Origin of the sequence: Pseudomonas sp. GM41(2012) (genome assembly GCF_000282315.2) — a bacterium.
In the GTDB taxonomy this organism is placed as follows: Bacteria; Pseudomonadota; Gammaproteobacteria; order Pseudomonadales; family Pseudomonadaceae; genus Aquipseudomonas.
Window position 1 is genome coordinate 11,027 of sequence record NZ_AKJN02000001.1, and the last position, 12,702, is coordinate 23,728.

A 12,702-nucleotide genomic window follows, 5' to 3' on the forward strand; every position below is an offset into this window, starting at 1 on the left:
CGCCGAGCGGCGCGACCTCAAGGGTAGTGTAGACAAGACCTGTTACAGCTTCATCCGCCAGCGATTATTCAGAATCCTCCTGCGCACGCAGGATGTCTTCGAACGCTTTCAAGTAGTTGTTATAAGCCTCAACCCGATTCTCAATGACCGAGGCAGGCAATCGCTCGAATGAGACCGGAGTGCCGTCCTTCACGCTGTAGGTTTGGCCTAACTCTTTTAATGACGTCCATTGGGCGTACGCCCCGGACGTGTACAGCTTGTTCATTTTTATCTGCCTGAACGTGTTCGGTTCGGAAACGACAGGCAACGTCGCCGGGCCTGGTGGCGCCTCATTGATAAAGTTGTATTCGGTGACGGCAGGACCGGGCGCCAGTGTCTCCACCGGCGGCATTTCGAACTCGAAGTAGCCCTGGCTGGCCAGATGCGCCGCGGGGAACTCCGGCCAGGAATCGGCGACGACCAGAGTCCCGGGATTGCCCAAGTCGCCAATGACCACATATTGATGATCGAAGTCCGTGGCTTTGACAATGTGAATGCTCGACGTCCGGGGCTGGCTGGCGAGGATCGAAAACGTCACTTTCGAGTTTTCCGAGCAATTGCCGCCCTTGATTTCTATGGCTTTACGAGCCGCTTCAGCGACGGTCAGTTTTGCGGTGAACCCGCCTTCCTCCAGGTTCAGCTCCCTAAGCCCCTTGATCTTCGCAATCGCCGAACCGCCCTTCTCCCACATGCTCGGCAATTGATTGCCGGACAGGGGGATAAGCTCCTTGGTGCGGCAGATTGCACGTTGTGCCATTTTCAGGTTCTCCATGATTGGCGGCGAAACCTCAATCGGTTCGTCGGACGTCACGACATTACTGTCCAGCAGCTCGCCATAGCTTTGCAAATCGGCCAATTCAGGGCTTGGCGTTACAGCGTTTTCCCGGACTGAACGCAACAGCGCCTGATACTCGTCGGTCCGTCCGGTGCGCTCCAGATTTCGGGCATTCATGGCCAGGTTGCGCTCGGATTCGGGCAGCGGGATCAGGCCATCCCTGGTGAACATCTGCTCAATCAATGGTGTGAACTGCTCGTCCAGCATCAACTTTTCCAGATCCGGCAACGCTTCGATGCTCTGTACGACGTTTGCATTGGCTTGTGCATCCGCGGCGGCGTTGGCGTCATACAACGCCTGCCAAAGCGAATGAAAGTACTCGTCAGGAAACGTGTCGTTCATCAGCTTCAAGCCGCGCAGGTAGTCATATCTTGCGGAGGACGAGACGGAAGGGTGAAACGCGCCTGCAACAAGCTCCGGATAAAGATCCCCAATCGTCTGCAACGTGACCGCCTCACCTTCGCCGGTCGGAGCGCCGCCACGCAGGCGCATTACCTGCGGATCGAAAGTGAGCGGGTCAAGCGCGGGAAGGTCTGAAAGGACTTTCAGGAACCGATAAGGTTTCAATGCCCGGTTACGAATCGCCTCTTTCAGTTGCCGTCCTTGCCCGATGTGAATGTTCAGGGCATTACGCTCGGTGTCCGGTAGTGCCTGCAGGATCGATGTATAAAAGTCCGATCCGGCATTCAAGGCGTCGCCTTCATCGTCATAGGCCTGGAAGGTCAGGTCTTCACGTTCGACGATGGTGCGTCGAATGGTGGCATCCTCCTTGCCGATGCTGTCCAGCAACGCGCCTCCGAACTCGAACCGGTGAATGTCGATTCGCACCTCAGGATTCCAGCCGGGCAGTTCTTCCAGCGAGTGCAAGGCCAACCTGCGGGTATCAGGATTGTCGACTGAATCCAGATGCAGCCCTTCATAAGCGCGGGCACTTCGAACGTCCCGAAGGGCCCAGCGTGCAAGGTTTTCCAACCGGTCGGACAGTTCCCCTCGTGCGATATCCTGCAACTCCTGGCGGGTGGCGATCGCCAGCAACTCTTGCGCTACGGTGCCCGGCAAATCCGGCATTCGGTCCTGGATATTCCGCACCGAGGCACTCTTCGCACTTCGGGCATTTTCAAGCTGACGGTAGCGCGCCTCGAACAACCCTGTACGCTTGTTTTTGGCAAGTTTCGCCAGTTCAAGCCTCAGCTGTCGCGCGTTCACATCGACGGCCAATACCGGTGCGCCGAACTCGTCGCTCATCAGTGTTTTTGTTTCAGCTTGATCAAGATGGGCTAACAGCGTTTTAAGCAAATCACCGTCGATCAAGCGATCCGTTCGTATCCGCACAGGTGACGTGTCGGCACGGCCGATCATCCCAAGGACCTGACCGTCAGCACCGACCAGTTCAATTGCCCGACCGGGCCATACGCCATCGAGCAACCGAAACTGAAAGGCGGGGTCGGCTTTTAAATAGTCCTGCGGATGATCACTGCCAATCTGCTCAATAAATGTCTGAATATCGTGGTCGATCCGGAAGCGCGTCACGGTATCGCTCAGCAAGGGTAAAGCGCGCTCCTTGTCGACATACATCCGGCGGATCGCGTTGGCGTCGCTGCGACTGACCGTTCGAATGTCACCGTATGCGTCCGCCAACCCTTTCATTGGCTGACCGAGTCGCGCCATCAACGTATCGTCATCCCACAAATGGGGCTGCTCACCTTCAATCACGAAGGCGCCTTCTCCATTACTCTCGACCACCGGTTGATACGCGTCCGGCCGGGCTGGATGCTGCACCCGGTGCTTGCCAGTCTGGGGGTCTTTGTCGAGTTCGAAGTAGCGCGTATCGAGATTGAGGATCGGCTTGCCTTCATGCCGATGCAGCCATTGATCGTCGGGTTTTGAATCGGCGGACAGCATAAGATCGCGCTGGTAGGCCTCGAGGTTCTGTCCCCATAGACGCTTGTCGCCGTTGGCCAGGGTGACCGGCTTGCTCCCTTCGATGAACGAAGAAAGCTTGGGTAGCACCACCTCCGATCCGAGCTTCATCCCAGCGGCGAACGTGCCCAACTGGATCAAACTTTCAACGAAGCCGATCAGGTGCTCGGCCCCTTCTAGATAAACACCTTCGGCCAGGTCAACGACGCCTTCGACCACTTCACTGACTAGTTGATAAACCATGTAAGCCATCATCGCCTCGCCCAGAAAAGGCACGAACGGCGTCACGACCAATAATGCGGCATTGAGAACGTCGGACAGCATCTTCTCCAGATTGTCGAACCAGGCCCAACGCTCCATGCGATCGGCATCGGCGGTGGAAATCACCATCTCCCGTGCGTCGTTGAGGATTTTGTTTTGCTGGACCCGGTAGAGATAAACCCACAGGTCGCCATTGAAACGGGTTTCGGTATCCTCTTCGAACTTCAGGGTCCCAAAACGAAGGCGCGGGTTGTCCACTGCAGTTTCTCGCCAGACAGGCTGGTCCCCGCCCCATTCCTTTTCATGCCGGGTGATCTCGACAAGTTGACTGTTAAGCTCGGCAAAGAAATGCCCGCGTTGCTGATGGGCGACAAAGCGGCTGAAGAACTGCTGATAACTGCGCCTGTTGGGGAGGCCTTCACGAGCGGGCGACTGGCCCGCATCGCGTAACTGGCGGGTGAGTTCGAGCATGAACTCGCTCAGCGACGCATACTCTTTCAACGGATGCTCGGGGTCGTTCGGCACATAGGCAATGAGTCGCCTCCCTGCACCGGGTACGTCCAGATCACCGGTGATCAGCACAATGCCGTGCAGTCGGGTGTCGAGCATCGTCAGGTGATAATAACGAACCGGAATACCATCCAGTTTCAGGCCTTTAACCCCTTCGAGTATGCCCTTCACCAGCTGATAGCCGTTGGCGGAGATATCTTTTCGCATCAAGGCCAAATCTGTGGCAGCGCTCAGCGCATATTGCTGACTTTTGATGACGTTGTGCTGCACCACCCACTGCGCCAGGCCATCGGTGGGACGCAAAAAACTTTCGAGGTGTTCCTTGTATTGAGCGCCAACATCCAGCACTCGACACACTGCCTTGAACTGCTCGATAGATATCTTGTTTCGGATGTCCAGTATTTCAAAGCGACCCAGCTCGTCAGGTCTGGAAATAAACTGCGAGTCAGGGAGAAGGACTTCATTGTGTGCAAAGTTGTGCAACGCCGCATCGAGCATGGAGACGGTTCGAGAACTGACACCGCCCGTAATGTTATGCGCCCACGGGGACAACTTTGCCGGCGAGAACAACTTCAAATAAGTGCTTCTGACATCGACGTCGATTCCGTATTGTTTTTTCAATGCCTGTTGTAGCAAGGGTTCGGCAAACGCGTAAACATCCTGTAATTCACCGAGCATTCGGTCGACATCATTTTGGGCTTTCCAACTCGCCACCATCGTTTTTTTCAAACTTGAGTGCAATGCCGAAGTCGCCTCTTTACTCCATCGAGGGATACCGGAAAGCCCTAATTTCAGCGCCTGCACTCTTTCCAACGAGGCATCCGCCACCCATGCGGGCAGAGCCTCTTTGATAAACTCATGATGAATACTTGTTTCTTGCGTAATTAATACAGACGGTCCGCGAACTAGAACTGAATGCCCCATGATTGATGACTCCAAAGCAAGTTAATAAATGCATACAGGAGCATACAGCGAGGCGTAGACATCTTATTGAGTGTATTTCCGACAAAACCTGTAAGAGGCTTCGCAAAAAACAGCTGTTAATTAAACCGCCCTGCAAACATACGACACTGCAATATTTAACTTAACTTTCATTCAGTAATCCCCAAGAAAAAATACCTCTCAGGAGCATCAACCTCCCCTGTGTCGCCGATACTGTTCCGGCGTGCACTCCGCCTGCCGTTGAAACATCGCGATAAACGCAGAGCCGGTGCTGTAACCCATATCGAAGGCGATCTCCTGAATGCTGCGCTGGCTGTCCAGCGCTTCGATCGCCGCCAGAAACCGCAACCGCTGCCGCCACTCGCCAAAGCTCATGCCCAATTCACGCACGAACCGCCGCGCCAGGGTGCGTTCGCTGACATGGATTTGCGCGGCCCATTGCGCCAAGGGCCGGTTATCACCGGGTTCGGCCTGCAACGCTTCCAATATCCCGAGCAAGCCGGGGCTGCTGGCGTAGGGCAAATAACACTCATGCACCGGCGCCCGCTGCAACTGATCCACCAACACCTGAGCGAGACGTTTGTCGGCTTCGTGCTCGGGAATCTTCACATCCCGGGTGGCGAAGTCTTTGAGGATCGCTTTAAGGATGTCGCTGATGGCCAGGGTGCAGGCCTGTTGCGGCAGGTCCTGGCACATCGGCGGAGCCAGGCAGACCGCGCGATAGTTGATCGGCTGATGGCTATAGAAGCTGTGTTCGGTCTGCGGCGGCACCCACACCGCGTATTGCGGCGGTGACATGAAGCGGCTGCCGCCGATTTCCATGTGCAATACGCCGTGGGCCGAATACTCCAGCGTGCCCCATGGATGACGGTGCGCCGAGGCATAACGATGCGCATCAAAGTCGGCATAACGGAAGTAGACCGGGGCAGGCAGTTCGCTGAAGTCGAGCAGATCGATGTGTTTACTGTTCATGCTGTCCGTCATCAGGGGCAGGTTGTCTGGTTCGAAGTATAGGCTTGCATCCAGACAGGCGATAATCACCCCTCATTAACGTTCTGGTTTTCTCTGATGCAATACGCTTATCCCCTGCTGGCCATTTTCATTTGGGCCGGCAATACCGTGATCACCAAGATGTCGGCCGGGGCGATCTTCCCCGCCGAGATCGGCTTTTACCGCTGGCTGCTTGCCGGACTGCTGTTCACACCTTTCATGCTCAAACCGGTGATCGCCCATTGGCCAGCGATCCGCCCGAACCTGGGCAAAATTTTCATCCTCGGCGTGCTCGGCATGGCGGTCTATCAAAGCCTGGCGTACTTCGCGGCGAGCCTGACCTCGGCCACCAACATGGGCATCATCCTGTCGCTGATGCCACTGATGTCGCTGGCCATGGCGATCATTAGCCTCGGCCAGCGACTGACCATCGGCGCACTGGCCGGTGCGGTGCTGTCGTTCGCGGGGGTATTGGTGGTCGTCTCGTCCGGCAGCCTTGGCGCGCTGCTCGAACACGGGGTGAACCTGGGTGACGCGATGATGCTGATCGCCACCCTGGCCTACGCGATTTACAGCACGCTGCTGAAAAAATGGCAGCTGCGTTTGCCGCCGCTGGTGTTGCTGTACATGCAGATATGGGTGGCGGTGGTGGTGCTGTTTCCGCTGTTCCTCGCGTCGCCGAAGATCGGCCCGACGCTGCAGAACATTCCGCTGGTGCTTTACGCCTGCCTGCTGGCCTCGATGGTTGCGCCATTGGCGTGGATGCAGGCCGTGATCCGCCTGGGGCCGAGCCGGACTACGCTGTTTTTCAATCTGCTGCCGTTGATTACTGCGCTGATTGCGGCGGTGGTGCTGCATGAGCAGTTGGCGATGTATCACTTGGTGGGCGGGGTGTTGACGTTGGGTGGGGTGATTCTTTCGGAGCGCTGGACCACCGTTCTCGGCCGCGCCTAATCCTTTGTGGCGAGGGGGCTTGCCCCCGTTGGGCTGCGAAGCGGCCCCCTGCAATCTTTCAGACTTACCGAGTTGGCCGGTTTTACGACTGCTGCGCAGCCGAACGGGGGCAAGCCCCCTCGCCACAGGGGTCTAAACCCCGGCCGCTTTCAGCCGAGCAGCGTGCTCGACAAACAATCGGATCGGCTCGGCGCCCTTGCCCACCAAACCCAACGACTGATTGACGATGTCGAAGTGATCCATCGGATACTCATCCCCAATCACCGTCCCAAGATGCGAGCTGTAACGCCCGACCATCCCGTCGCAATGCCCGATTTCTCGAACGAAGGTTCTGGCAAACAAGCGACAACTGCGGTTAGTCCCATCAAACAGGTTTCGCCCGCGATCGGTCTTGCCCGGCTGCAAGGTCCCGGACCAGGAGTAATACCGCACGCCGTTGACCTCTTCCGGCCCATGCCCGCCCCAGGCTTCAGGCAAGCCCTGTGGATAACGCTGGTTAAACAGCGCCACGCCTTCCGTCGTCAGTGAATGATGGGCGGCATGGATATCAACCGGCAATTTCGGCCCGTGATAACCGGTTTCCAGCAGGCTCATCAGCGCACTGATCCAACGCAGCAAAACGCTGAGCAAACGCCCCTTGGCGCTGTCTCCCGGATAGTGTTTGTGCAGGTAATCCGCCAGCTCCGAGCCGTGATTGGGTCCTGCCACCGAGGTGACCGAGGCGACCCGGTCCGGGCGTTTGGCCGCGGCATAGCGAGCGGTCAGCGCCCCTTGGCTGTGGCCGATCAGGTTGACTTTCTCTGCCCCGGTTTCCCGCAGGATTTCCTCGATCCGCGCCAGCAGTTGCTCGCCGCGCACTTCGCAGGAGTTGATGGGCGAGACCTGCACCGCGATCACCGTTGCGCCACCCCGGCGCAGCGCAGAAATGATCCCGTACCAATACGGATAGATCAGCAGACGGATAAACCCGAGCATTCCCGGGACCAGCACCAACGGGTAACGCGTGGCGGAACCTTGCGACATGGGCGAACATCCTTGTGATCGGTGAGGTGACGCAAGGCTGAAGGCAAGACATCAGCCAAGCATCGGCATCGAAGATGACAACTCGACGACCAGTCTATGACATCCCGCCCTACTTCAGCCCCACCACCCCCGCAACAATCAATCCGACCGACACCAGTTTAACCGCCGTCAGGCTTTCACCGAGCAACGCAAACCCGAGAAACACCGTGCCCAGTGAGCCGATGGCGGTCCAGATCGGGTAAGCGATGCTCACCGGTAACTCGCGCATGGCCAGGGTCAGGAAGTAGATCCCGCCCACCGCGGCCACCACGGTGATCATCGACGGCCAGAGCCGGGTGAAGCCCTCGGCGTACTTCATGCCCATGGCAAAGGTGACTTCGAAGCCGGCGGCGATCAGCAAAAACAGCCAGGCCATCTAGAACTCCCTGGCCAGCGCCCGCAAACGCTGCTCGGCCTCGGCGGCGGAGATCTGGAAGGTGCGTGCCTCGGACTCTTCGCCTTCGGCAGCCACGACCGTGATGTCGGTAATGCCGATGAACCCCAATGCCGTTCGCAACAACGGATCGGCATGGTTCATCGCCTCAAGTTCTCCACCCGGCCCGAAACCGAAACCGCCGCGACTGGTGACGATCAACGCCTTTTTGCCCTGCACCAGCGGCTCGTATTGAGCGACGCCATTGTCCAGGGTGTGATTGAAGGTCAGTCCCAACCGCACAATCTGATCGATCCAGGCCTTGAGGCCGCTGGGCACGCTGAAGTTGTGCATCGGCGTGGAAATCACCAACAAATCGTGACCAAGTAACTCGCCCACCAGTTCATCGCTGAACGCCAGGTCGGCCTGCATCGACAGCGGTCGCGCATCGGGTTCGGGGTAAAACGCGGCGGCCACAAAAGCCTCGTTGACCGGCGGAATCAACGCCCGACCGACTTCGCGACGGGTCAGGTGCGACTGCGGATTGGCCGCTTGCCAGGCGGAAAGAAACACCTCGGCCAAACGCCGGGAATGAGAGCGGTCGCCACGGGGACTGGCATGCACGGCAAGAATTGTGCTCATCTGAATCTCCTGAAGGACTAAACTCAAACTGCTTGTGGCTTGCAGCTTGAAGCGCGCAGCCGCCCCTCTTCAAATGAGCAAAAATCAGTCTGGATGAATTGATTTCATCCATGGAGCTTTCAATGTTTGCCTCGCTGCCGCTGACCGCCCTGCGCGCCTTTGAATCCGCCTCGCGCCTGCTGAGCTTCAAGGCAGCCGCCGAAGAACTCTCGGTGACGCCGACGGCGGTTTCCCATCAGATTCGTTCGCTGGAGTCCTGGCTCGGCGTGCCGCTGTTCGAGCGGTTGCCACGGCAAGTTCGCCTGACGGACTGCGGTGAACGGCTGTTCCACAGCTTGCACAGTGCCTTGCTGGAAGTGGCGCAAAGTGTCGAAACCTTGCGCCCGCAACGCAGCGGCGCGAGCCTGACGATCTCCACCACCGCCGCTTTCGCTGCATTGTGGCTGGTACCCCGGCTGGGCCGGTTCTACGCCCGGCACCCGAACATCAGCCTGCGACTCGATACCCATTGCGAAGTCATCGATCTGCATCAGGACGCCAGCGTCGATCTGGTGGTTCGCTACAGCCTCGATGACTACCCGAACCTTTATGGCCTGTGTCTGTTCGACGAATCCTTCGGCGTCTATGGCTCGCCCGAGCAAGTCGCCCTGGCCGCCAGACAAGCGCCGACGCTGATCAGCGTGCGCTGGCACAACTCCAAACTGTACGCCCACGGCTGGGAAGCCTGGTGCGCGCAGTCCGGCGATAAGTGGCTTGCGGGGAAGCCAGCGGTCCGTGAGTACGACGAAGAGCATTACGCCCTGCAAGCGGCGATTGCCGGGCAAGGCCTGGTGCTGGCGAGCAATATTCTGGTGTCCGAGAGCGTGGCCAGTGGTTTGCTGGTGGCTTACAAGGGTGAGGTTCAGGTCGATGGTGCCGGTTACGCGGCACTGTGCGTGCCGGGGCGCGAACGGCATCCGCCGGTGCGGGCGTTTTTTGCGTGGCTGCAGGAAGAAGCTCGATTGTCTGGTCTATTGCCAAGATCGCAGCCTTCGGCAGCTGCGGATGACTTGGCGGACATTCTGAAAGATTTGTAATGCCTGTTAATCGCCATCGCGGGCAAGCCATGCTCCTACAGGTTTCGTGTCGGGCTCGAGATCTGTAGGAGCATGGCTTGCCCGCGATGGCGTCATAACAGACGCCAACGGATTACCGGGTGGGTTTGACAGTGACTGGCGCCTTGCCGGCCTTCATCTGCTCCAGCAACGGCGCACACTGATTCGGTTCGCCAGCGCTCGGCGCTATCAGCGCCAGCAAGCCCGCCGCCGGCGCGGCAATCACACCCAGTGCAACCATTCCGGCCCCGCGCAGCATCAGCGGCACAGCCTTCACACCGGCATCAGGTTTGATGAACTTACCCCGCACATACAGCGGCGAACGCAGCGAAATCACGCGCCAGCCCTTGGATTCCGGGGTGATGGTCAGGTCCAGTTGCTCAGTCGCCATGTTGGCGGTGCCATCGATGTAAACGATCGCGTTTTCGGTATCGAAGACGAACAGGCGCGTAGTCGCCAGTCCGGTCTTGATGTCGAAGTCGGCGGCGGCGCAGTTGATCTTCACCTCCTTGTCGCCAAAGATCTTGCCCACCACATAGTTGCCGACGTTCAGCCCGGCCAGCTCCATCAACTCGCGGCTGATAGCGCCATCGTTAATCAGCATCTTCAGATTGCCATTGGCGGTGCCCAGCAGTTTGGCCACCGAGTTGCCACGACCGGTGATGTCGGCATCGCCATTGAGTTCGCCGAAACTGGTTTTCATCGTCTCAAAGGTCGGGAACAACTGCTTGAGTTTGAACTTGCGTGCGGTGAGTTTGGCCCGGCCTTCCAACGGTTCGGTTTGGCCATTGAGGCGAATCTGAGCATCCAGGTTGCCGCCGGCGACACCGAAGCGCAGGGGTTCAAGGCTGAGCACGCCGTCAGTGAGTATCAGGTGGGTGTAGAGATCGTTGAACGGCAGTTTTTCACTGTGGACGATGCGCTTGCCAGTGAACTCGACGTCAGCGTCCATAACGCGCCAGCGCTCGGTTTTGAACTCTTCGACCGGCAATACCTTGTCCGCCGGCTGCTTGCTTTCGCCGCCACGGGCCTTTTGTTTGGCGTTGGAATCGGCGCCGATCAGCGGCGCCAGGTCGGCAAACAGCAGTTGATTGGAAACCAGCGATCCGCTCAGCTTCGGGCGCGGCTGACTGGCGACATAGGTCAGGCTGCCATGGATATCGCTCTGACCGATCTTGCCGTTGAATTCTTCGTAACGGAACACTGCGCCGTCCGCTTCATGCAGCTTGGCGATCAAGTGGCCGTCAGTCTCGTACGGTGGCGTGTCCGGCAGGGTTACGCCGGTCAGCGGGTAGAGATTGCCCAGGCTGGTGCCGGCCAGTTTCAGGCGCAAGTCCAGGGCGCCGAGGTTCAGTGGATCAGTGAGGGTACCGGCCAGTTCGACACGGGTGTCGGCGATGTTCACTTTTGCTTGAAGCGGGAACGGTCTGGCCGCGTCCTGCAACGCCAGCAGGCCGCCGACCTTGCCTTCGCCCGCGAGTGTCTGGCCGTGGTATTGGCCTTTGACCTTCAGCGCGAACGCATAATCCTGCGGCGCGGCACCCTTTTCCGATGCCGTTTTCGCGGCTTTGTCACCGACGATGTCACTGAACGGAATCGGTTTGCCCAGCGGGTCGATGATCAAGTCGAGCTGAGTCTTCAGGCTCTGGTCGTCGAGGATGACATGGCCTTTGTCGAAGCCGATCGCACCGATGTCCACCACCCAGCTTGAAGGCTCGGCATTCGGGTCTTTGGGGTCGAACTTGAAGGTCCAGTTTGCACGACCGTCGGCCAGGCGCTGGAGGTCGGCATTCGGTTCGGTCAGGTCAATACGCGGGATCACCACGCGCTGTGCCAGCAAGGCCAGGGGCGAGATGCGCAACTCGACGCGTTTGAGGGAGACCATCTGCGGCTTCTTCGACCAGTCCGGGTTGCCCAGGCTCAAGTCCTGCGCCACGACATGCGGCCACGGCACCCACGCGCGCCAGCCGCTCTCGTCAGGCTCACGCTGCCAGACCACCGCGAGGTTGCCGTTGATGGCGAACGGGCGGTGCAGCTCTTCGGAAACTTTGGCGTTAAGCGGTGGTTTGATCCGGTTCCAATCGAAGAACGCGATGATCAGAACCAGTACGGCCAGCAGGACAACAAGGCTGGCGAGGGTCCAGGTAAAAACTTTACGAATGCGCGTCATTGCACAGGGCTCCTGATACGACTGAGCGCCCTGACTGCGACGCATGTTTGAAACGTTAGGCCAGAACTGGCCTGCCATGGAGTCTAGGACTGGGAAACGATGCGCGGGTTTAACCGAAATGCCGCTTAACGTTCAAATAATCGGTCGGCGACAGGATGCCCCCCAATCCAGCGTTACCGGCCCCGCACTTTTGCAAGGCGCAAGTGGGTCGAAAATACCCACCGCAGGGCAAAAACGTCCACCGGAAACGCCCGATTTAGAGCGGTTTAACGGAACAATCAATTCCGTTGATTATTACCATTGCGTTTATGAACTTTTGTATCGACTTATCGAGAGTAGCATTGCCCTCGTACCCACTTTATCGCCCTCCAACGGAGCACCCAATCATGAAACGCCAATTACTGCTTAGCCTTACACTTTCAATGCTGGCCAGCACGGCTTTCGCCCTGCCAGCTGCTGACCAGGCAACCCCACAAGTCAAATCCACCCACTCGGTGTTCAGCCAAACTGTCGCCGAAGGTGGCAATGATCGCCTGAAAGAAAAAGGCCTGATCACCCAGGATGGCTCGGATCGCACTCCACAAGGTCAAACCCTGGCTGCTGATGGTTCCGATCGCACTCCACAGGGTCAAACCCTGGCTGCTGACGGTTCCGATCGTACTCCTCAAGGCCAAACCCTGGCTGCTGACGGTTCCGACCGCACTCCACAAGGTCAAACCTTGGCTGCTGACGGTTCCGACCGCACTCCACAAGGTCAAACCCTGGCTGCTGACGGTTCCGATCGCACTCCACAAGGTCAAACCCTGGCCGAAGGTGGTGGTGACCGTGTCATCGAACGCAACAGCGCTTTGAGCTGAGCCAATGGCGGCCCTGAAAAAAAGCCCAATCCCCGGATTGGGCTTTTGACGTT

Annotated in this window: 9 protein-coding genes; 3 read left to right on the top strand and 6 right to left on the bottom strand. The window is 58.3% G+C overall.

Going from position 1 to position 12,702, the window contains the following annotated elements:
• Positions 1-64 precede the first annotated feature (64 nt).
• Positions 65-4,489, bottom strand: a complete 4,425-nt coding sequence (locus tag PMI27_RS28935; RefSeq protein WP_008157359.1) for a dermonecrotic toxin domain-containing protein — start codon at positions 4,487-4,489, stop codon at positions 65-67.
• 207 nt (positions 4,490-4,696) lie between these two features.
• Positions 4,697-5,479 carry an AraC family transcriptional regulator gene (locus PMI27_RS28930; protein WP_033052947.1) on the bottom strand — a complete coding sequence of 261 codons (783 nt, stop codon included), beginning with the start codon at positions 5,477-5,479 and terminating at the stop codon, positions 4,697-4,699.
• A gap of 96 nt (positions 5,480-5,575) precedes the next feature.
• On the opposite strand from PMI27_RS28930, the gene PMI27_RS28925 reads away from it, so the two are divergent.
• Positions 5,576-6,451 carry a DMT family transporter gene (locus PMI27_RS28925; RefSeq protein WP_008157363.1) on the top strand — a complete coding sequence of 292 codons (876 nt, stop codon included), beginning with the start codon at positions 5,576-5,578 and terminating at the stop codon, positions 6,449-6,451.
• A gap of 132 nt (positions 6,452-6,583) precedes the next feature.
• Here PMI27_RS28925 and PMI27_RS28920 read toward each other — a convergent pair whose 3' ends face one another.
• From PMI27_RS28920 to PMI27_RS28910, 3 genes are all read right to left on the bottom strand, one after another.
• Positions 6,584-7,474 carry an esterase/lipase family protein gene (locus PMI27_RS28920; RefSeq protein WP_008157364.1) on the bottom strand — a complete coding sequence of 297 codons (891 nt, stop codon included), beginning with the start codon at positions 7,472-7,474 and terminating at the stop codon, positions 6,584-6,586.
• 109 nt (positions 7,475-7,583) lie between these two features.
• A complete protein-coding gene (locus PMI27_RS28915) occupies positions 7,584-7,889 on the bottom strand; it encodes a DMT family transporter (RefSeq protein WP_008157366.1) in 306 nt (101 codons plus the stop codon).
• Complete coding sequence (locus tag PMI27_RS28910) at positions 7,890-8,528, bottom strand: FMN-dependent NADH-azoreductase (RefSeq protein WP_008157367.1); 639 nt, start codon at positions 8,526-8,528, stop codon at positions 7,890-7,892.
• A gap of 110 nt (positions 8,529-8,638) precedes the next feature.
• Here PMI27_RS28910 and PMI27_RS28905 point away from each other — a divergent pair, with 110 nt between their 5' ends.
• Positions 8,639-9,604 carry a LysR substrate-binding domain-containing protein gene (locus PMI27_RS28905; RefSeq protein WP_238545872.1) on the top strand — a complete coding sequence of 322 codons (966 nt, stop codon included), beginning with the start codon at positions 8,639-8,641 and terminating at the stop codon, positions 9,602-9,604.
• Positions 9,605-9,716: 112 nt separating this feature from the next.
• On the opposite strand, the gene PMI27_RS28900 is transcribed toward PMI27_RS28905, so the two are convergent.
• Positions 9,717-11,792 (bottom strand): AsmA family protein, encoded by a 2,076-nt coding sequence (locus PMI27_RS28900; protein ID WP_008157371.1) that lies wholly within the window; start codon positions 11,790-11,792, stop codon positions 9,717-9,719.
• A 386-nt stretch (positions 11,793-12,178) separates the two neighbouring features.
• On the opposite strand from PMI27_RS28900, the gene PMI27_RS28895 reads away from it, so the two are divergent.
• Entirely contained in the window at positions 12,179-12,649 is a 471-nt protein-coding gene (locus PMI27_RS28895; protein ID WP_008157373.1) for a hypothetical protein, read from the top strand.
• The last annotated feature ends 53 nt before the right edge of the window (positions 12,650-12,702 follow it).

Excerpts from the sequence above, each read along its gene's own strand:
- PMI27_RS28910 (WP_008157367.1), bottom strand. The coding sequence starts at position 8,528 with ATGAGCACAATTCTTGCCGTGCATGCCAGTCCCCGTGGCGACCGCTCT.
- PMI27_RS28920 (WP_008157364.1), bottom strand. The coding sequence starts at position 7,474 with ATGTCGCAAGGTTCCGCCACGCGTTACCCGTTGGTGCTGGTCCCGGGA.
- PMI27_RS28930 (WP_033052947.1), bottom strand. The coding sequence starts at position 5,479 with ATGAACAGTAAACACATCGATCTGCTCGACTTCAGCGAACTGCCTGCC.
- PMI27_RS28925 (WP_008157363.1), top strand. The coding sequence starts at position 5,576 with ATGCAATACGCTTATCCCCTGCTGGCCATTTTCATTTGGGCCGGCAAT.
- PMI27_RS28915 (WP_008157366.1), bottom strand. The coding sequence starts at position 7,889 with ATGGCCTGGCTGTTTTTGCTGATCGCCGCCGGCTTCGAAGTCACCTTT.
- PMI27_RS28900 (WP_008157371.1), bottom strand. The coding sequence starts at position 11,792 with ATGACGCGCATTCGTAAAGTTTTTACCTGGACCCTCGCCAGCCTTGTT.
- PMI27_RS28895 (WP_008157373.1), top strand. The coding sequence starts at position 12,179 with ATGAAACGCCAATTACTGCTTAGCCTTACACTTTCAATGCTGGCCAGC.
- PMI27_RS28905 (WP_238545872.1), top strand. The coding sequence starts at position 8,639 with ATGGAGCTTTCAATGTTTGCCTCGCTGCCGCTGACCGCCCTGCGCGCC.
- PMI27_RS28935 (WP_008157359.1), bottom strand. The coding sequence starts at position 4,489 with ATGGGGCATTCAGTTCTAGTTCGCGGACCGTCTGTATTAATTACGCAA.